The organism is Agriterribacter humi, assembly GCF_009192765.1.
GTDB lineage: Bacteria > Bacteroidota > Bacteroidia > Chitinophagales > Chitinophagaceae > Agriterribacter > Agriterribacter humi.
In genome coordinates this window covers 330,925-350,247 of sequence record NZ_VOHQ01000004.1, presented here as the reverse complement: position 1 = coordinate 350,247, position 19,323 = coordinate 330,925, and the positions used below count along the sequence as shown (strand labels likewise).

At 41.6% G+C, this 19,323-nt stretch carries 17 protein-coding genes; 8 read left to right on the top strand and 9 right to left on the bottom strand.

Annotated features, from left to right (window positions below; genetic code table 11):
• Positions 1–87 precede the first annotated feature (87 nt).
• Positions 88–1,179, top strand: coding sequence for a hypothetical protein (locus FRX45_RS10185; protein ID WP_152268303.1), 1,092 nt, complete (start codon positions 88–90; stop codon positions 1,177–1,179).
• Between the two features lie 168 nt (positions 1,180–1,347).
• Here the strand turns inward: FRX45_RS10185 and FRX45_RS10180 are convergent, their stop codons facing one another.
• The gene (locus FRX45_RS10180) at positions 1,348–1,917 is read right to left on the bottom strand and encodes a DUF1579 domain-containing protein (protein ID WP_152268302.1); all 570 of its coding nucleotides are present in this window, start codon (positions 1,915–1,917) and stop codon (positions 1,348–1,350) included.
• Between the two features lie 136 nt (positions 1,918–2,053).
• Here FRX45_RS10180 and FRX45_RS10175 point away from each other — a divergent pair, with 136 nt between their 5' ends.
• The gene (locus FRX45_RS10175; protein ID WP_152268301.1) at positions 2,054–3,088 is read left to right on the top strand and encodes a ThuA domain-containing protein; all 1,035 of its coding nucleotides are present in this window, start codon (positions 2,054–2,056) and stop codon (positions 3,086–3,088) included.
• 40 nt (positions 3,089–3,128) lie between these two features.
• Here FRX45_RS10175 and FRX45_RS10170 read toward each other — a convergent pair whose 3' ends face one another.
• The gene (locus tag FRX45_RS10170; RefSeq protein WP_152268300.1) at positions 3,129–4,112 is read right to left on the bottom strand and encodes an ABC transporter ATP-binding protein; all 984 of its coding nucleotides are present in this window, start codon (positions 4,110–4,112) and stop codon (positions 3,129–3,131) included.
• A 276-nt stretch (positions 4,113–4,388) separates the two neighbouring features.
• On the opposite strand from FRX45_RS10170, the gene FRX45_RS10165 reads away from it, so the two are divergent.
• Together FRX45_RS10165 and corA are read left to right on the top strand one after the other, a co-directional pair.
• The gene (locus FRX45_RS10165) at positions 4,389–5,540 is read left to right on the top strand and encodes a serine hydrolase domain-containing protein (RefSeq protein ID WP_193311653.1); all 1,152 of its coding nucleotides are present in this window, start codon (positions 4,389–4,391) and stop codon (positions 5,538–5,540) included.
• A 213-nt stretch (positions 5,541–5,753) separates the two neighbouring features.
• Positions 5,754–6,728 (top strand): magnesium/cobalt transporter CorA, encoded by a 975-nt coding sequence (corA, locus tag FRX45_RS10160; protein WP_152268298.1) that lies wholly within the window; start codon positions 5,754–5,756, stop codon positions 6,726–6,728.
• Positions 6,729–6,936: 208 nt separating this feature from the next.
• Here corA and lysS read toward each other — a convergent pair whose 3' ends face one another.
• The 3 genes from lysS to FRX45_RS10145 all read right to left on the bottom strand — a co-directional run bounded on the left by lysS (position 6,937) and on the right by FRX45_RS10145 (position 12,203).
• Positions 6,937–8,481 carry a lysine--tRNA ligase gene (lysS, locus tag FRX45_RS10155; protein WP_152268297.1) on the bottom strand — a complete coding sequence of 515 codons (1,545 nt, stop codon included), beginning with the start codon at positions 8,479–8,481 and terminating at the stop codon, positions 6,937–6,939.
• A 61-nt stretch (positions 8,482–8,542) separates the two neighbouring features.
• Entirely contained in the window at positions 8,543–9,463 is a 921-nt protein-coding gene (locus FRX45_RS10150) for an NAD(P)H-binding protein (protein WP_152268296.1), read from the bottom strand.
• A gap of 61 nt (positions 9,464–9,524) precedes the next feature.
• Positions 9,525–12,203 carry an MGH1-like glycoside hydrolase domain-containing protein gene (locus FRX45_RS10145; RefSeq protein WP_226805196.1) on the bottom strand — a complete coding sequence of 893 codons (2,679 nt, stop codon included), beginning with the start codon at positions 12,201–12,203 and terminating at the stop codon, positions 9,525–9,527.
• 248 nt (positions 12,204–12,451) lie between these two features.
• On the opposite strand from FRX45_RS10145, the gene FRX45_RS10140 reads away from it, so the two are divergent.
• From FRX45_RS10140 to lptC, 3 genes are read left to right on the top strand one after another with little or no spacing between them, the layout of a single operon-like run.
• Positions 12,452–13,180, top strand: a complete 729-nt coding sequence (locus FRX45_RS10140) for a type III pantothenate kinase (protein ID WP_226805194.1) — start codon at positions 12,452–12,454, stop codon at positions 13,178–13,180.
• A 16-nt stretch (positions 13,181–13,196) separates the two neighbouring features.
• Positions 13,197–14,468, top strand: coding sequence for a hypothetical protein (locus tag FRX45_RS10135; RefSeq protein WP_152268295.1), 1,272 nt, complete (start codon positions 13,197–13,199; stop codon positions 14,466–14,468).
• A complete protein-coding gene (lptC, locus tag FRX45_RS10130; RefSeq protein ID WP_193311652.1) occupies positions 14,468–15,139 on the top strand; it encodes an LPS export ABC transporter periplasmic protein LptC in 672 nt (223 codons plus the stop codon). The genes FRX45_RS10135 and lptC overlap by 1 nt, the downstream gene beginning before the upstream one ends.
• A gap of 17 nt (positions 15,140–15,156) precedes the next feature.
• Here the strand turns inward: lptC and FRX45_RS10125 are convergent, their stop codons facing one another.
• From FRX45_RS10125 to FRX45_RS10110, 4 genes are all read right to left on the bottom strand, one after another.
• Positions 15,157–15,702: a CvpA family protein gene (locus FRX45_RS10125; RefSeq protein WP_152268293.1), complete on the bottom strand. Its 546-nt coding sequence runs from the start codon at positions 15,700–15,702 to the stop codon at positions 15,157–15,159.
• A gap of 26 nt (positions 15,703–15,728) precedes the next feature.
• Positions 15,729–16,181: a GatB/YqeY domain-containing protein gene (locus tag FRX45_RS10120; protein WP_152268292.1), complete on the bottom strand. Its 453-nt coding sequence runs from the start codon at positions 16,179–16,181 to the stop codon at positions 15,729–15,731.
• Positions 16,182–16,314: 133 nt separating this feature from the next.
• Positions 16,315–16,653 (bottom strand): gliding motility protein GldC, encoded by a 339-nt coding sequence (gldC, locus tag FRX45_RS10115; RefSeq protein WP_152268291.1) that lies wholly within the window; start codon positions 16,651–16,653, stop codon positions 16,315–16,317.
• Between the two features lie 37 nt (positions 16,654–16,690).
• The gene (locus tag FRX45_RS10110) at positions 16,691–17,776 is read right to left on the bottom strand and encodes a glycosyltransferase (protein ID WP_152268290.1); all 1,086 of its coding nucleotides are present in this window, start codon (positions 17,774–17,776) and stop codon (positions 16,691–16,693) included.
• Positions 17,777–17,995: 219 nt separating this feature from the next.
• Between FRX45_RS10110 and FRX45_RS10105 the strand changes: the two genes are divergently transcribed.
• Positions 17,996–19,264 carry a T9SS type A sorting domain-containing protein gene (locus FRX45_RS10105; protein ID WP_152268289.1) on the top strand — a complete coding sequence of 423 codons (1,269 nt, stop codon included), beginning with the start codon at positions 17,996–17,998 and terminating at the stop codon, positions 19,262–19,264.
• The last annotated feature ends 59 nt before the right edge of the window (positions 19,265–19,323 follow it).

Genomic DNA, 19,323 nt, shown 5'->3' with positions numbered 1-19,323 from the left:
CGAATAAAAATAGTCGGATATTTTCTTTCTTTACCATTTACTGTCCCTTTAAATATTCATCTGTTTATTGTTGTAAAATTATTCTGTATGAAAAAGATAGTTGCGCTGGTCGCATCCTTTATATTTTTTGCTTCATTGAAAGTTCAATCGCAGGGCTGCGTGGCTGTACGCAGCACAGGCGGCGTTTGTATGCTGGACGGATCCCACGATACGGTTAGAACCAACTGGGAATTATACGCCAATAACCGGTATTTCCGGTCATTCAGACATTTTCGCGGATCTGAAGAAGAAGAGAACCGTGTGAAAGAAGGCACGGAAGTAATCAACCACAGCTATAGTCTCGACCTCACGCTGATCAGGAAACTGCACAATGGCTGGTCAGTAGGTTTCAATCTGCCCATTAACTCCAATGCCCGCTCTTCCATGTATGAACATGGTGGCAATGGCGGAGGCGCCGATGGAAGACACAAAACCCATTCTTTTGGAATAGGGGATATCCGGCTGACCGTGTATAAATGGTTACTGGATCCTGCTGTTGCCAAAGCCAATGTGCAGATCGGCGTTGGTATTAAACTACCTACCGGCGATTATAAATATCAGGACTATTTTATTAAGAACGACAGTACCAGGTTGTTGGGACCGGTAGATCAGTCCATTCAATTGGGTGATGGCGGAACCGGCTTTACAACAGAATTAAATGCCTATTATAATATCAGTCATAGAATTGGGTTGTACGGAAATGTATACTACCTGTTTAATCCACGGGAGCAAAATGGTGTATCTACCTCAAGAGGCGGAGCCACAGCGGCGAGCAGTATATTGTACCGCAGCGATGTAATGAGTGTGCCCGATCAGTATATGCTTAGAGCAGGCATCAATGTTAACTTCAACAGGCTCACCTTGTCGGCCGGCGTGCGTGATGAATGCGTACCTGCCCGCGATGCTATAGGTGGCAGCGATGGTTTTCGCAGACCGGGATATATTGTTTCTGTAGAACCAGGCTTACAATACCACATCAAAGGAGGCATGCTGTATGCTTTTGTTCCTGTTGCTGTTGTACGCAACCGTACGCAAAGTGTGCCGGATAAAATCCGCACGGCTGAAACCGGAACCTATACAATTGGGGATGCCGCTTTCGCAGATTACCTGGTGAATATTGGTTTGGCAATACAGTTTTAACCTGTTGCTATTCATCATGTATGTGGCTACAGTATTCTGCTTTCCCTGAGAATATAAAGCCAGGATTATCCGGCAATGGGGTGAAAATGCGAATGCACAGGAAAAATATACCAACAAACCCTGAAGTATTTATATGCTTCAGGGCTTGTTGATAATGGTCATTGGTCCTTATTTTCGGGTAAACTTAATTTCCATACTCTTAAATTCTTTACCATCCTGCTGCATAAACATCTCCATCAGTTGCGTATTGTCGTCTATCCATTTAAATGTTTCCCTAACCTGCATTTCTTTACCGGTAGAGGGATCAACCGAAGTGCCTGTAAAATTGATGATTTTCATTTGCGGGTCCCATTTGCCTTCCATATGCATAATACCGGTACCCATGTTATCTACCCAGGAACTTTGAAAAATTTTCTTTGCATTATCGTAACCCACCAAACTATATCCTTCAAATGGCTGACCCATAAAACTACCGCTGTGTTTTGATTCCTGGTAACGCCCTCCCATTATCATTTTATTTACCGCTGTAGCCGTGCTTTTAGATGGAGGCGCCCCGGGAGCCATCCACGTGGTTATTTCTTCATTCCACTCTCCGTCATCTTTTGCAAGCATCTGGTGCATTTCACCAGGCGTCATATAGGCCATCCAGGCCTTTGAGGCAGCATCATCCTGGGCCATTAACTGACCGCACATGATGAGCAAAAAAATTGCGCAGCAACTGGTAGTTATCTGTTTCATAAAATGTGTTTTCTTAAAGTTACAAAATCACTTTTTCATTTTTTGGGGGAAATAACCCGGAATTAAAAACACTTGTTCGGGTACCAGTATGATTTGGTTAAAAACCCGTAATTTGCCGAAGCGCTAAATTTATAACATGAAACAAATCTTCTCCTTAAGCTCCTGCATTTCCCGCATATTTGCCGTAATTATTTTCTGCACTTCCTGCACACTGGCGCAACAGCCTAAACAATGGGTTACTTATGCAGGCGGCGAAGGCCCGGGTAAAGGAAAACATATCGTACTGATAAGTGGTGATGAAGAATACCGCTCCGAAGAAGCATTGCCCATGCTGGGAAAAATACTCGCCAGCAGGTATGGATTTAAGTGCACGGTATTGTTCGCTGTTGATCCAAAAACAGGCCATATTAACGTGGAGACACTTGATAATATCCCGGGACTTGAAAATCTGCAAACCGCCGACCTGATGGTGATCTTTACCCGGTTCAGAGAATTGCCCGACCAACAAATGAAATACATTGATAACTATATACGGCAGGGTAAACCGGTTATGGGATTACGTACTGCAACACATGCTTTTTACTATAAAAAGAATCCCAGTAATCAATATGCAAAGTATTCATTTAATAGTAAGGTAAAGGGCTGGGAAGATGGTTTTGGAAGAAGAATTTTGGGCGAGACCTGGATCAATCATCATGGAAAACATGGAAGTGAAGGCACACGCGGGCTGATTAATGGTATAGTAAAAGATGAAAAAAATCCTATTCTCAATGGAGTTTCAGATTTATGGGGACCAACAGATGTATATACGGTAAGAGAATTGCCGGGTGATACCAGAGTTCTGGTATATGGGCAATCCACCAATGGATTATCGCCAGACAGTAGTGTCAATCTAAACAAATCCATTATGCCGGTGTCGTGGATCAGGACTTACAAGGGGGAGAATGGCCAAACAGGAAGGGTTTTTGCCAGCACGATAGGTTCTTCTATTGACTTTAAAAGTGAAGATCTTCGCAGATTGTTTGTCAATGCAGCTTTTTGGTGTATGGGTATGGAAAGTAAAATACCCGAAAAAACTGATGTAAATGTTATAGGAGAATACAATCCTACTATGTTTGGCTATGATCTGTTTAAAAAAGGAGTATTCCCTTCTGCGCATGAGTTAAAATAATTTTAGCTTGAATGAAAGCTTTCATCATTTGCAATTATAGCTAAACATACCAAATTGCCCTGGTATTTAAAGAAATATATACCGTATCGCCAATGGGTGGAGGATAACCCTCCGCTTTTACTGTAATTTTATCTCCTGAAAGCAATATTTCTATTTCATAATGACTTCCAAAAAAGTATACGGCATTTACTGTTCCTTTGAGTGACCGCTTCCCTTCTGCAACTATTTTAAAATGCTCTGGCCGCACAAATATATTTTTCCCATCAGCTTCAATTGGAGCAGCTTCTAAAAGGGGTTTTGCCTGTTCAGGGTCAATGACATAGTATTTCCCAAATAAGGCCGCCGCATATTCAGTAACAGGACGCTGGTATATCTCTGCGGGTGAACCTTTCTGAATAATTTGTCCGTCTTTCATTATAAAAATTTCGGCTGCCCAGGGAAGTGTATCGCCGGGATCATGTGAAACCAGTGTACAGGTAATATTCAATCTTTCACCAATATCGCTGATAACGGATTTCAGTATGTTTTTATGAATCAGGTCAAGATTTGAAAATGGTTCATCTAATAATAAAAGTTTGGGTGAAGTGGTAAGTAACCTGGCCAATGCAATTCTTTGTTTCTCTCCGCCTGATAATTCATCCGTTTTTCTTTTCAGTAAATTGCTGATCCTGCATACTTCGTATAAAGTTTCGGCTTCACCGGGCAATAATGTGTTTGCATAACTCAGTATCTCTTCTACCCTGTAGTTATTGCGCAATTCAAATTGCTGTGATAAATAAGCGATTCCGGGATGTCCCGGTATTAATTTTTCATAAGGCCCTTTTACTCTTTCATTTTCAAATAATACCTCACCTGCATCAGCCTGAATCAATCCTGCTATAATTTTCAGCAATGTGCTCTTGCCTGATCCCGAGGCGCCTGCAATAGCAATTTTTTGCAAATGTTGTTGGCTAAAACTAATGTCGCGCAATACAAAATCATCTCCTTCCTGCTTGCGGATTTCCGATATTTTTAATAAAACCATATAACCAGAACCATGTTTTTAAATGCAGCACTAATTTTTGTGTCAGGATTTTTTATGCTACGCTGTATATGCATATGGAATTTACTATTTCGGTGCAAAGATAGCATTTGCCTTTAGTGTGCGGCTATTTGAGCAATGGCACTTATAACTATTCGTAATATCAATCATAAATTGCCAGGCTTCCTATTTTGCATGACGAAGCAATACTTGTTAATCACCTTTACGTGGTATAGGAACCAAAAAGAGATACGCGTACTTTACAGGAAACCATTCTTCATGAAATCTTACACTATCCTGCTAATGGGCTGGCTCTGGCTGTTTAATGGCGCCACCTGCAAAAACGCCAATACGCCTTATCCATTAGGCGGTCGTTTCTGTAAAGGAGATAGCTGCATTATTCTGGATACACTTTCTAAAAATATACAGGCAGAACTGGATGGAAAAGTTGTGAAATATGCATTTGTGCTTCGGCACGGCCTTGGATCTGTTGCTCATGCTGCCGGTAAAAAAAGAACTACCACTGATCCTCCCGAGCAGGAATTTACCGTAGATGACCGGTTTAATCCGGCCAGCGTTACCAAAACAATAACCGCTGTTGCCGTATTGCAGTTATTAGAAAAGAAAAATCTGTCTATCCAGGATAAAATTTGGAATTACCTGCCGGCATCATGGACCATCCCTAATACAATAAAGGAAATTACTTTCAGACAGATACTACGGCATACCGGGGGCATAAGAACAGATGTTGGAAATAGCCTTGCCAATGTAAAAACAGTAGTTGAAAGCGGCATTAAACTTTCTGATACTACCGGATGCGATGGTGGCGCAAGCTGCTACCGAAATGTTAATTATGCCATTTGCCGGGTATTGATCGCTTACCTTGATGGTTATGTTCCGGTTTCATCGCCTTATAATAGCAGTATAGAGGAAGCAGAGATCAGTAAACGCTTTACAACATATCTGCAGAAAAATATTTTTGATAAGATTGGTATCAGCAATATTACTTTTACTCCTGCCACTAAAAGCACTTTATTTTACCCGTTTCCATCAGGCTCATTTAACGGAACGGATTATGGAGACTGGAACCTGACTGGCGGGCCTGCTGGCATTCAATTATCCACCAACGAAATATCTACCTTTTTAATGCAATTACGCCTGTCAACCATTTTACTGTCAGAAAAAATGAGAACTGCGATGGATGACAATTCACTGGGATGGGATGTACCCTGGACGAACTGGAATATAGATGGCGATGTATTTTATGGCAAGGGTGGCTTTTTTCCCGGCGATGCCACTCATGGCCAATTGAGCAGTGAGATTATGGATTTTAAAAATGGATTGCAGGTTACCATCGTTCTTAACGGAACACTCAGCGCTCCGGAAGTTGTGGCAATCGCTTACAAAAAATCATGGACCAAAAAGATATGATAACAATATAGTTGCATTCTGAAAACGGTTTCCTTACACGGGAAATCCGGCACAATTGTTTTCTTTTGCTATGCAGGATTTCAACACTCCAACAATTTCAGTCTGCTGCTCCTCTCCACATTTACCAGCGAATCCTGTTATAATTTATTCAATCTGTTTATTTTTCCCGAACTTTCTATAATTAATAATATTGGTCCTTTCAACTGAAAATATATGAAAGAGATTATTAATTGCGCTGCTTATGCAGGTGGTCGAAGACTTGCCGATATTGAATTAAATAATGTACATGATATCCTTAAAGAAAAGGATAAGTTCGTATGGATAGGATTATATGAACCATCAGAAGAAATACTCAGCAAAGTGCAGGATGAATTTAATTTACACGACCTGGCTATTGAAGATGCACACCGGGCACACCAGCGCCCTAAAATAGAATTATACGGCGATTCTATTTTTGTGGTGCTCCGAACAGGACAAATGAACCAGGAGCGTCATATTGAATTTGGCGAAACGCATTTTTTTGTTGGAATGAATTTCATTGTCAGCATCCGGCATGGCTCCTCAATTCCTTATACCGAAGTGAGGTCGCGTTGTGAAAAAATGCCTGATTTATTGGGTAAAGGACAGGGGTTTGTATTGTACGCGATTATGGATTTTATTGTTGACAGGTATTTTCCTGTTGTAGATGAGTTGGAACAGGAGTTGGAAGTAATTGAGGACAAAATATTTAAAGGAAAGCCCAGCCGGGAAACCACAGAACAGATATACGAGTTAAAGCGGGAATTGCTGGAAGTAAAAAGAGCGGTGTCTCCGTTGATAGATATTTGCAACCGCCTGATGCAGTTTGATATCAAAAGCATATCAAATGAAACACAACCTTATTTCCGCGACATCTATGACCACGCTGTACGTATTAATGAAATGATAGATAATACAAGGGAGTTATTAAATACTGCGCTGGAAGCAAATTTTTCTTTAATATCCATATCTCAAAATGATACATCAAAAAAATTTGCGGGATGGGCTGCAATCATTGCTATGCCAACAATGATCGCCGGATTTTATGGCATGAATTTTAAATTTATGCCTGAGCTCGACTGGCATTATGGATACTACGCTGTAATTATTATAACTATTGCAGTCTGCAGCTTGCTCTATTATTTTTTCAGAAGGTCGGGATGGTTATAGCGAGAAAATACAGGCATTTAGCGCGTAGAATACAAAGCACCAAAACCCAGATAACAAGAACCAAATGAAAATACAGATGCTTCGTCCCTCAGCATGGCAGGAAAATCCGAAGCATTAAATCCGAAATCCGAAACGATAAGCCCGGATTGAAACGGATACTCCCTGCACCTTGCAACCTGTACCCTGCAACCTGAACCAATCTCAAATCTTAAATCTCAAATCTCAGATCCTCTCCCTCCCTTTTCTCGGGCCGCATCTGCGGAAAGAAAAGCACATCCTGTATAGAAGGTTGATTGGTTAACAACATGCACAAACGATCTATGCCTATACCTATGCCCGCAGTGGGAGGCATGCCGTATTCCAGTGCTCTCAAAAAATCGTGATCAATAAACATGGCTTCCTCATCGCCACGTTCCATCAGTTTTACCTGTTCTTCAAAACGTTCGCGCTGATCAACAGGATCGTTAAGCTCGCTATAGGCATTGGCTATTTCCTTTCCGTTGATCATGAGCTCAAAACGCTCTACCAGTCCCGCTTTACTGCGATGCTTTTTAGTGAGCGGACTCATCTCCACCGGGTAATCAATAATAAATGTGGGCTGTATATAATGCTTCTCGCATTTTTCACCAAAGATGTTGTCAATGAGCTTTCCGCGCCCCATGCCCGGCGTAGTTTCTATATGAAGCTTTTTACAGGTATCTCTTAATGCTGCTTCATCCATTTCACTAATGTCAATGCCGGTATGTTCTTTTACGGCTTCATAAATGGAAACCCTTTTAAAAGGCGCTTTAAAATTCAGCATTTTATCACCCACTGGTACATCGGTAGTATTATGCAAGGTAATCGCTACCTGTTCCAGTAAGTTTTCGGTGGTATTCATCATCCAGAAATAGTCCTTATATGCCACATAAAATTCAAGGATAGTAAACTCCGGATTATGGGTCCGGTCCATTCCTTCATTACGGAAGTTTCGGCTGAACTCATATACCCAGTCGAAGCCACCCACGATCAATCTTTTTAAATACAGCTCATTGGCAATACGCAGGTACAGTGGAATATCTAATGCATTGTGGTGTGTAATAAAAGGACGTGCGGCGGCGCCTCCGGGAATGCTTTGCAATACAGGTGTATCTACTTCAAGCGCTCCATGCTCATTCAAAAAATCACGGATGGTATTGATCATGGTGGTGCGCTTAATGAAAGTATCTTTCAATTGCGGATTAATGACCAGGTGGGCATAGCGCTGACGGTACCTGAATTCCGGATCGGTAACCGCGTCAAAACTTTGTCCTTCCGCTTCCTTTACTACCGGCAAAGGTTTGAGTGATTTGGAAAGTATAATGAAAGCGGTAACATGAATAGAGGTTTCTCCGGTTTTGGTAATAAAGCCATATCCTTTTACACCAATGATATCACCTATGTCTAATAACTTTTTCCATATCGTATTATACAGTGTTTTGTCTTCGCCGGTGCATATATCATCACGCTTTACATAAATCTGTATCCTGCCCGAATGATCCTGTAGTACGGCAAAAGAGGCTTTTCCCATATCGCGTATGCTCATAATGCGGCCGGCGAAACTAATATCGGTAAACCTGTCCTTATTTTCTTCGGAAAAATTATTTTTTATATCTGTTGCCGTGTGGGTAACAGGAAAAGCTTCGGCGGGATAAGGATCAATACCCAGCTTTTCCAGCTCCTGTCTCTTTTCTCTCCTGATGATCTCCTGTTCAGATAAATGTGCTATACTCATTGCATTTCCTTTTTTCAAAAGTGCAGCAAAGGTACTGGTTAAGCGGAAGCCCGCAAAGATTTTAGCGTTGCAACTCCTGCAACAGTAACCGTACCGCTTCTTTAGGTATAACCGGTGTGTAAGAAAAGCGTTGATTAAACTTGCTGCTGTCAAAAAAATAATCACGGTCATACTGGTACACCATCTCCTTAATTTCCTTTAATACCGGCATAAAAACACCCAGCAATCCCAGCATGGTTTTAGATAAAATACTATAGCGGGGTTTCGCATTCATTTCTGCTGCCAGCAGTTCAATCCATTGCCGGCCGGTTAGTTTAGTGGCGTCTGTAGGCAAATGCCACACCTGGTTAAAGGCATCGGGCGTATTACCCAATATAGCTGTACCTTTTGCCGCATCAGATACAAAAGTAAAATTGTGTATTTTATCTGCATTTACCAGCCAGTTTGCTTTTTTGCCCTTTAGCAGGTTGTCTGTAACCAATTGATGCAATACGCTGGATTTACCATTGGTGAAATCTGCCGACCGGGCAATAAGTGCAGTAAGATTTCCCTGCTTTACCTCATTCATCAGCATGTCTGCTACCTGTTGCCGGATTGCTCCCTTTTTACTGGTGGGGCGAACAGGTGTTTCTTCCGTCATGTGCTGCAAATGATCCCTGTCGTACATATATACATTATCAAAGAAAACCAGCCGGGTATTGTGCTTTTTGCAGGAATCAATTACATTGCGCATGGTAGCAGGCCATCGTTCTTCCCATATTTTTAAGCGGTACGGAAATCCTACAGTAAGATAAACTACTTCGGAGCCTTTTACAGCTTTATCTACCTGGGCTGCATTGGTAATGTCGGCCGGGAATAACTCGTCGCCGGAATTAATTTTTTGTGGTGTACGGCTCACCAACCGGATGGCATCTGTATAAGCGGGAAGGAATTTTGCGAGTTCAACACCTATGGAACCTCCTGCACCTAAAATAGTTTGCATGATATATCGTTATGAATAAAATGAAAAATAAACGATCCTTCGTTGCATTTCATCAGCCGGCCTAAGGCTTTGATTGTTCTTCTGCAATAGCGGCTTCAGATGCCAGGTCGGTTTTATGTTTTCCACTGCTGTGATGCAGTTCATTGATTAGTTCGGCTACCAGCGAAGTCCATCCGGTTTGGTGGGAAGCGCCCAGCCCGTTGCCCTCATCGCCATGAAAATATTCGTAAAAGAGCACCAGGTGTTCATTGCCCGGCTTTTGATAAAACCAGTTGTGCTGTCCGAATAATTTCCTTTTTCCGGCATCATCCTTTTTAAAAATACTTATTACCCTTTTTGTGAGCTCATCCGCCACTTCACCCAGCGATAATTGTATACCAGAACCTACTGGACATTCCACTTTTAAATCGCTGCCGTAAAAAGCGCCGTACTTGCGAATGGATTGTATGATCAAATAATTAATAGGCATCCACACTGGTCCGCGCCAGTTTGAGTTACCACCATAAAAATCGGAAGTAGAATCTCCGGGATCGTATTGTGCAGTATAATTAATGCCATTGATCGTAATACTGTATGGATCTTTTTCGTGATGCTTTGACAGCGCCCGGATGCCTCCTTCGGAAAGAAATTCATCTTCATTGAGCAAATGTTGCAGCAAATACACAAGGCGCTCCCTTGGTACTAATGACAACAGCATGGCTTCTCCATCGCTTTTCTCCTCATTGGGCCAAAATTTCCCGTTTTTTTTCCGGTAGTTTTCAAACCAGCCGATTCGTTTTTTAAAGTCTTTTAATTTATCAAATACTTTTTTTTCTATGGTGGATACGGCAAATAAGGTGGTGAGCCCAACAATTGATTGTATGCGCAACTGCAAAGGCTCGGATCCGGCTATGGACAATATATCATAAAAAAACTTGTCTTCTTCATTCCACAATCCATGTTCATTAATGGCTTCCGCAATCAGCACAAACTGTTCAAAAAACTTGGTCGCTGTATCTTCAAAAGCAATATCATGCACGGCAATCTCCAGGGCCATATCCAGCATATTCAGCGCATACATGCCCATCCAGCTTGTGCCATCGGCCTGCTCCAACTGCATGTTGCTGCCCAATTGCGAACTGCGGTTAAATACGCCAATATTGTCCAGTCCCAAAAAGCCGCCTTCAAAAAGATTATTACCGCTCATATCTTTGCGATTCATCCACCAGGTAAAGTTGATCAGCAGTTTTTGAAAAACTTTCTTCAAAAAATCAATATCTCCTTTACCATCATTTTTCTTTTCAATATAATATACCTGCATGGCTGCCCATCCCTGCACAGGAGGATTAACATCACTAAAATTCCACTCATAGGCGGGCAACTGTCCGTCTGGCTTCATATACCATTCCCGCATGATCAGCAATAACTGGTTTTTAGCGAAACAGGGATCAGCTACTGCCATCGAAATACAATGAAAAGCCAGGTCCCATGCCGCGTACCACGGATATTCCCATTTATCGGGCATAGATATTACATCCTGGTTTTTAAGATGCTTCCAATCGTGATTGCGCCCGTTTTGCTTGCCGGCACTTACAGGAGTTATTCCGTCACTTGTGGTAAGCCATCGTTCCACATCGAAATGATAATACTGCTTGCTCCACAACAAACCCGCAAGTGCCTGCCGCTGTATTTTGGCCATGTCTTCATCCATCTCCGCAGGTAATATTACTCCGTAAAAATCATTGGCTTCATTCTTACGCGTTGCAAATACTTTTTCAAAACCCCTTGCAAAAGCATTATCCAGCAGTTGGTTGGTGAATCTGCAATAAATGGTTTTTGTTGCACCTGCGGGAATTTTTAATTTATATACAGGAGAAAATTTAGTTCCTGATTTTTTATCACGCAATGCCTGAATATTTTTCCCATCAATAATGGCATCATGAAAAGCATCTTTTACAAAAACCGTTGCATTAGGTGTTTCATTGACTTTCTCCGTATTGGTTTCGTTTTCAGTAAACAGGCAATCCTGCGGATTTTGAAAATAGAAGTAATAGTTTCCCAGTTTATAATGGGAGGCCTGCACTGCATTTTTATTTAAATATTTTATCGCAGGTTTTACATCCGCACCGGCATAGGCCCAGCGATTATAAAACCAAAGCGTTGGCAATACGGCTATAGCGCAAGGCTTATCAGCACGGTTCGTAACTTCAATTTTAATAAAAATATCCTGCGCGTTTTGCTTTGCATAAGTAACCAGTATATCAAAATATTCATTGTTGTCAAATACACCAGTGTCTAAAATTTCATATTCGGTTTCCTGCTTTGATCTTTTGGCGTTTTGTTCCAATAAATCGTCATAAGGAAAAGCCTGCTGGGGATATTTGTATAAATATTCCATATAGTAGTGAGTAGGAATATTATCTAAGTAATAGTACAGCTCTTTTACATCTTCGCCGTGGTTCCCTTCACTATTACCTAACCCAAAGAGTCTTTCCTTCAAAATTTTATCCTTGCCATTCCATAAAGCAATGCCAAAACAAAGGTTACCGAAAAAATCGCAAATGCCGGCCAGTCCATCTTCTCCCCAGCGGTAAGCACGGGTGTGCGAATGGCTAAAAGGAAAATAATTCCAGGCATCGCCGGTAGTACTGTAATCTTCGCGCACGGTTCCCCATTGGCGTTCGCTCAAATAAGGGCCCCATTGTTCGAGCGGAATAGGTTTTTTAGCATTAACGGAAAGACGTTGATGTTCTGCTGTCATAGCCTTTTTTTATAAGATATTAGCCTGACTGATCACCATTTTAATGGATGCAGTGCAGTATTACACGGTTAAAAACCAGTTACCGGCAAACAATTTTTAAAAATAATTCAAAACGCAAAATTAATGGTTATGCCGCATAAGGAGGCGCACCAGTTAAAAGCTTCAAAGCTGGGGTTTAAATCAATTTATTATTTTAAAATATTTTATCAGACTTTTGGTGCTATCGTTGCTTCCCTAACCTAATATTTATGATGCGAATGATAACAGTTTGTTTTGATTTTGGCAATACAAGGCTTAAATACGCTGTATTCAAGGAACGCGAACTGCAATTTGTAGAAGTGTTGAATGATGCGGAACCTGGTACTATTGCCCGCTTGCTCCAGCAAATTCAGCCCCAGAAAACTATTTTATCTTCAGTAATCAATCACAATATTGAAATAGAAAATATTCTATCTGAACATTCCCGGTTCCACCTGCTTTCAAGTTTTACACGGCTACCCTTTACAGCACCGGTTACAAAACCTGAAACCATTGGTGCCGACCGGCTGGCTTTATCTGCAGGAGCCGTTTCTTTTTTCCCCGGAAAACATAATCTTGTGATAGGTTTAGGCACCTGTATCACCTATAATTTTATCAGCAAATACAACCAGTTTTTGGGAGGAGGCATCTCTCCGGGTATGGAAATGAGGCTTAAATCGCTTAGGGATTATACAGCCAAATTACCCTTAGTAAAGGCAGATTGGAATTTTCCTTTGGTGGGATATGATACAAAAACCAATATAACCAGCGGAGTAATACTGGGTATGGCAAAAGAAATTGATGGTATAATTGACGCATATTCAGAGCGGTATAACAACTTTAACGTGCTTTTAACCGGGGGCGATTCACCCTATTTTGCTCAAGTGCTGAAAAATAAGATATTTGCAGACCCTCATTTAATTTATAAAGGCTTGTATGCGATCAGTGAGTATAACTAACTGCAGAAAACTTTTTTTGTTCAGTTCAATTTTCCTTCTAAAATATGGTGCTGCTTCCGCGCAGGAAAATTCGCCCTATTCACGGTTTGGGCTGGGAGATATTGTGCCAGGCCAGAATATTGTAAACCGTGCAATGGGGGGCGTTGCGGCTTCGTATTATGATCCGGTAACCGTAAACTTTGTTAATCCGGCATCATATGCCCGCTTAAAATATACCACATTTGATGTGGGTCTCGATTATACAGGGCGCACCCTTAAAGCCACCAACCCGGTTCGTACGCTCAACTCGGGTTATCTTATACCCTCATATATCCAGGTGGGGTTTCCATTGTCAAAAAAGAGAAACTGGGGAATGAATATCGGGATGAGGCCACTAACCCGTATCAATTACGAGTTACAGCAAACTACCCGTTTGCCCGGTATAGACAGTGTGCTTACCTCATTTAGCGGACAGGGTGGTTCTTACCAGGCTTACTTGGGAACCGGTATTGGCAGTAAACATTTTACCGTTGGCGTAAACGCGGGGTATACATTTGGCAGTAAAAACTACGTTACAGAACGTATTTTAATAAATGACAGCGTTTTGTATGAAAAAGGGAAATGGGCCGACAGTACTTTTTTTGGTGGCTTTTTTGTACATGCTGGAGCGCAGTATTCAACCCGCATTGGTAAGAACCTGACACTCAAGTTGGGCGCCTATGCACAGTTTAAAAATTCATTGAACGCCTCAAGGAAAATCATCCGCGAAAGCTTCGAGTATACAGCTTCCTCCGGTGAAATACAAAAAGACAGTGTATATATTTCAGATGACAACAGAGGCAAAATTATAGTGCCCGCTACTTATGGAGCAGGCATTACCATTGAAAAAGATCTTACCTGGTCGGTAAGTGCTGAATATAGTTTGTCGCAGTGGTCGGATTACCGGTATTACGATCAAAAAGACCAGGTAAAAAATAGCTGGCTGTTCAGGCTGGGCGGATCGGTGATACCGAATTATAAAAGCACCAGCTACTGGGCGCAGGTCCAATACCGCGCAGGTTTTTATATGGGACCAGATTATATAGCAGTAGACAAGAACCTGCCTGTATATGCCATAACATTCGGCGCTTCCTTCCCAGTACGTAAGTATGGCTATAGTTTATATTCCGGTCAGTATACCAGCATCAATACCGCTTTTGAAATTGGCGCCCGCGGTAATAAAAGCAACTCACTCCGCGAAAACTTTTACAGGATTTCCATCGGGTTATCTTTGAGCGATATATGGTTTATCAAACGCACATACCAATAATGCGTATCGCAACCGGGCGTAAAAATTTTTATATTTGGATATGCCTTTGTTTACCGCTTCTTTTTTTGCCTGGCTGCGAAAACAGTGAGCAGGAGATAAGGGAACTTACACAAAAAAAGATTGGGGTTGACGAGGCAAGAACGATTGAAACTTATTTTAGCCAGGCAGGCAAGATGCGGGCCAAGCTTACTGCTCCTTTAATGTACCGTTACCAGGATACTTTGCCAAGGGTAGAATTCCCAAAAAGTTTACATGTTGATTTTTATAATGACTCTCTGGAGGTAGAAAGCGTGCTGGATGCTCTATATGGACGCTATATTGAAGGACAAAAGAAAATGTACCTTAAAGATAGCGTGGTGGTGATCCAAAAATTTAACCAGGACACCCTGCGTTGCCAGGAATTGTGGTGGGATCAGAATAAAGAAATATTTTATACCGATAAACCGGTAAAGATCACAAAAAAAGATGGCACCGTTCTTCCGGGCCAAGGATTAGAAGCTTCGCAGGATTTCAGGAATATAAAAATCATTAATCCTTCACAGGGCATACTTCCTGTTCCGGAGTCGGAGTTTACAGGTGTTGCTACAGGAGATAGCACCGTTGTACCCGATAGCACTTTTGTACGGGATAGCATACGGCCTGTTACAGATACGGCAAAAAAACAGCCTTAATAAAGAACACCTTCCTTTTATTTATTGCCTGAAAACGCTTTTTCAATCTTGTCAAAAAAGGTTTGCAGTTCGTGGAAAGTATTTTTAAATGTGGGTATTATTGCGCCCAACCCTTCTATTAAAGCCGGAGCTATTCCTGCAGTAAGCGCATAAGCATGGCTGTTTGATAATGTTTCGGGATTGATTAAATGCATTTTGTCTGCATAAAACAACAGTATGCTGCCCAGTAGTATGTACATGCCGGTATACAACAAAGCGCCACCTAAACGATTCACCCAGCCTAACAAAGTAAAATCAAATATATTTTCTATCGCTTTGCCTGCCCACTGTACCAGTAACACTACTATTACAAATACAAGTATAAAAGAAATCAGGGGCAGCCATTTGGCGTTGATGCCCGTATGTTCCTGCATATATACCGCAACTACTGCTGATAATTTTAGCGCTGCTGCCAGTCCGATGAACCACCCGGCAAATGAAAACAATGCCATTACAATGCCCCGCATAGCACCTTTAACTACTGCTATGATTAATGCAACCACAAATACAATATCAATCCACATGTATAGTTGTATTATTCATGACAATATCATTTTGCCAATAAGCTTTTTACAGCGGCGCTAATACTTTTGCCATCTGCCTGCCCGGCCAGTTGTTTGGTTGCCGCAGCCATCACTTTACCCATATCTGCAGGAGAAGCCGCGCCCGTGTCGGCAATAATTTTAATCAATGCTTCCTTTAATGCTTCTTCACTTAATTGTTTCGGAAGGAAGGCTTCTATCACATCAATTTCTTCCTGCTCTGTTTGGGCAAGGTCTGCACGATTTTGTTGCTGGTAAATTTCTAATGAATCTTTGCGTTGCTTTACCAGCTTCTGTAATAATTTAGTTTCATCCGTTTCTGCCAACTGTCCTCCCGCACCTTCGGCTGTTTTAGCAATAATAATAGCGGCTTTTATGGCCCTCAGCCCCCGCAATTTATTCGCGTCTTTTGCCAGCATGGCCGTTTTGATCTGGTCGTTTACAATTTGTTCCAATGCCATATTTATGTTTTTATATTGTTAGTACTGTATCAGATGTGAAACGTGAGAAGATAGAGGGGAACAGGCAATAGTGAATTCCACCCTTCTCACCTTTCACTTCTTACCTCTCACTGCCATTCACCACCTCTGTCACCTAACTTTTTTCCAGCAGTTCCCGGGATCTTTTATAAAAATCGTCTGCGAATAATTTTATCGCTTCCACCAGTTCGGTTTGACCCGTAGCCCGCCGGTAAGTATCTGCCATGGTCATCAGCGTTTGGTGAAAAAAATCACCCATTTCATCTACCATCATATCTTTGGTCCAGAGGTCAATACGTAATGCGGATTTTTCCTGCCCGTCCCAAAAAGCCAGCATCATGGCTTTGGATTGCTGCGGATCTGCTGCGCTGCTACTACTGGCCTTCCATGAAATCTGCTGCGGGATCTTATGCGGGTCGAGGGTAACGTCAATAGTAATTGTTGATTTTTGCATGGCTACTTTTATAAAAATGATGCAAAGGTAAGTGGATTTATGTGGTAACTACCTGCTGAATATAATTCCAAAGCCTCTCCATTGCAATTGCTTCGTTAAGCGGCAAAACCTGCTCCCGTCCTTTGCTGACAAGTGTATGTCTTAATTTTTCATCTTTGTATAAGTTCATCATATTAGCGGCAAGCTCTTTAATAATATCCGCGGGGTTATAATACAACACGGCATCACCACCTGTTTTGGCAAGAGCTTCTGTTTTGGCAGCAATAACAGGTGTACCGCATTGCAGCGCCTCCGCCAGTATAACCCCTGTTTCATCAACGCCAGGCAAACAGATCATCGTCATGCACGATGCCAATACATCTGCATAACCGGCATCATTAAGCGTATTTCCTATGAGCTTTATATCATCCCGGTATTTATATGTTTGCAGCAGATCCTGTATTCTTTTATCATGCAAAAGGTTTCCCCATAAAATGAGTTGCATATTACTTTGCTGCCATTTTTTGAATTGGGAGAAAGCCTTTAATGTAGCGATGATATGATGATGGGGGGTGGATAATACAGGCATCAAAAAGTATTCCCTGCCATCTGTATACTTATTCTTCACTGCTTCTCTTCTCTCCCAGTCAACAGGTTGATACATTAAACCAGGCGCCTGTGGCAATATAAAAACAGCCGGTTCCGGTACGGTTTCTTTAACCAGCTTTTCTTTCATGAAAACCGATGAAGTAACGATACTGCACCGTTTACCGCTACGCAAATACCTGGCTGCGGCTTTAATTGTTTTGATATCAGTAGCATCGGATATGATAAGGATTTGATGTATACGCGTTGGCAACAGGCAACCGTTGAGTGAGATCAGTATATCTGCTCCGTTTTTTTTAATTACCGATATCACTTTATGATTGCACCATATATTACTTACAGGTCTTGCAAAAAAAGGAACCGGCACAGAAACAAATAACCCATTACCAGGTAATGACAGTTCGTTACCACAAGATAAAAAAACAAAAGAATCAGAAACATGCTGCCGGCAAAGCGCACAAATGATATTGTGAATAAACCCCTCAAAATTTTTCTCCTTTGGTAAAAAGCCAACACCCCCGTATATGGTCACTTTCATGATTCTCAATTGATTAAAATAAACACATTTTTAAATATCATTCCATATGAGTTTGCAAGGTAATTATCAGGCCTGCGCGGCGTTATTATTAGTGTATTATTGCAAAGGTAATCCGCTTGCTTATTCCCGGTAAAATATCCTTGATGGAGATATGATACCGGGTAATATCCAAAAGAATTTCCTTTATATCCAAACCTATCGTAAACTAAATCCATACCTATGAGGCTTAGAATTCTACGCATTTGCTTAGTTATAGTATATGCTTTGCTGAACTGGAATAAGGTATCCCACGCACAATGTCCTAATGGAGAACCGTTTCAAACTGTAACTTACACCTATACTACAAACCTTGCCAGTTTAACGGATTCCCTTTATTACCCTTACAAATTCAATCCCTCAATGGGCACTCTCATGGGTGCAGATCTCACTATATCAACCTTGGGAAATGCTATACTTGAAGTAGTGAATGATGTGGGGGCGCCGATAACATATAAAATTACTTACTACAGAACTGATTATATAAGAGGTCCGGGATTAGGGGCGGGAATCATGCTTGATACCACCATAGTATATAACAATATCAACATTGGCGCCAGTGATAATCCTGCCGTAGAAACCAGTACGCCGCCATGGGCAAGCAATGGACCAAATGATGATTATAGTAATGCATGGGGAAAAATACAGGCAGCGCCAACTGAACCTTTATCCAGCCCCTCTACGCCGCGCGTTTTTACTCAATCCATTGCTCCCGAAGATTTTGGGGCATTTACCGGAACAGGATCAATCAAATTCAAATACGATGTGCTGGCATCCCTTTTGGCGCAGGGCTTTGGAGGAAGATATACGCAAAGAATTGTTACCCTCAATACACAGGTATCTATCAGCACTACCTATACCTATTGCCCCATGAGCGTACTTCCTGAAGGAAAGCTTACATTTTTGGCGCGTAAAATCAATAACAGCAATATTGAATTAAACTGGATAAAGGAAAGGGAGGAGAACAATATCATATATACGCCTGAGGTAAGCATTAATGGTTACGACTTTAGCAGTATCGGCACCATGCAAAGCCAAATGCCGGCTTCACACAGCACTGTTGTGAAATATGAGTTTGATTATGCTGTTCCGGCATCAGCTAACGGCAAAATTTATTTCCGCTTAAAGCAAACAGATGCACGGGGCAAAGTACAGTATTCTGCTATTACTTCGGTTAATGTAGAAACCCTGCAACAATCAGCATTCAGCATCTTTCCCAACCCTGCAGAAAAGGAAATTACCCTGCAGTTCAATAGTATACAAAAACATAACCTGCAGGTTGAGTTGGTAAACAGTACGGGGCAGATAGTGGAAAAAAGCAATATGGCTCCAAATGGCGGGCGGCAACATAAACTCACATTAATGAAAAAATACCAGTCCGGACTATATTTTGTACTTGTAACCAATACCGCTACAAGAAGTCAGCATATAAGCCGTTTGCTAATCAGGTAAAGCTATATACCGGTATAATCGTATAATCCTCACAAAAGAGTTGGTAAGCCCCGAAAGTT

What these genes read in the sequence shown, in the direction of transcription:
- FRX45_RS10185 (WP_152268303.1), top strand. Translation starts at nt 88, where the DNA reads ATGAAAAAGATAGTTGCGCTGGTCGCATCCTTTATATTTTTTGCTTCA.
- FRX45_RS10180 (WP_152268302.1), bottom strand. Translation starts at nt 1,917, where the DNA reads ATGAAACAGATAACTACCAGTTGCTGCGCAATTTTTTTGCTCATCATG.
- FRX45_RS10175 (WP_152268301.1), top strand. Translation starts at nt 2,054, where the DNA reads ATGAAACAAATCTTCTCCTTAAGCTCCTGCATTTCCCGCATATTTGCC.
- FRX45_RS10170 (WP_152268300.1), bottom strand. Translation starts at nt 4,112, where the DNA reads ATGGTTTTATTAAAAATATCGGAAATCCGCAAGCAGGAAGGAGATGAT.
- FRX45_RS10165 (WP_193311653.1), top strand. Translation starts at nt 4,389, where the DNA reads ATGAAATCTTACACTATCCTGCTAATGGGCTGGCTCTGGCTGTTTAAT.
- corA (WP_152268298.1), top strand. Translation starts at nt 5,754, where the DNA reads ATGAAAGAGATTATTAATTGCGCTGCTTATGCAGGTGGTCGAAGACTT.
- lysS (WP_152268297.1), bottom strand. Translation starts at nt 8,481, where the DNA reads ATGAGTATAGCACATTTATCTGAACAGGAGATCATCAGGAGAGAAAAG.
- FRX45_RS10150 (WP_152268296.1), bottom strand. Translation starts at nt 9,463, where the DNA reads ATGCAAACTATTTTAGGTGCAGGAGGTTCCATAGGTGTTGAACTCGCA.
- FRX45_RS10145 (WP_226805196.1), bottom strand. Translation starts at nt 12,203, where the DNA reads ATGACAGCAGAACATCAACGTCTTTCCGTTAATGCTAAAAAACCTATT.
- FRX45_RS10140 (WP_226805194.1), top strand. Translation starts at nt 12,452, where the DNA reads ATGATGCGAATGATAACAGTTTGTTTTGATTTTGGCAATACAAGGCTT.
- lptC (WP_193311652.1), top strand. Translation starts at nt 14,468, where the DNA reads ATGCGTATCGCAACCGGGCGTAAAAATTTTTATATTTGGATATGCCTT.
- FRX45_RS10125 (WP_152268293.1), bottom strand. Translation starts at nt 15,702, where the DNA reads ATGTGGATTGATATTGTATTTGTGGTTGCATTAATCATAGCAGTAGTT.
- FRX45_RS10120 (WP_152268292.1), bottom strand. Translation starts at nt 16,181, where the DNA reads ATGGCATTGGAACAAATTGTAAACGACCAGATCAAAACGGCCATGCTG.
- gldC (WP_152268291.1), bottom strand. Translation starts at nt 16,653, where the DNA reads ATGCAAAAATCAACAATTACTATTGACGTTACCCTCGACCCGCATAAG.
- FRX45_RS10110 (WP_152268290.1), bottom strand. Translation starts at nt 17,776, where the DNA reads ATGAAAGTGACCATATACGGGGGTGTTGGCTTTTTACCAAAGGAGAAA.
- FRX45_RS10105 (WP_152268289.1), top strand. Translation starts at nt 17,996, where the DNA reads ATGAGGCTTAGAATTCTACGCATTTGCTTAGTTATAGTATATGCTTTG.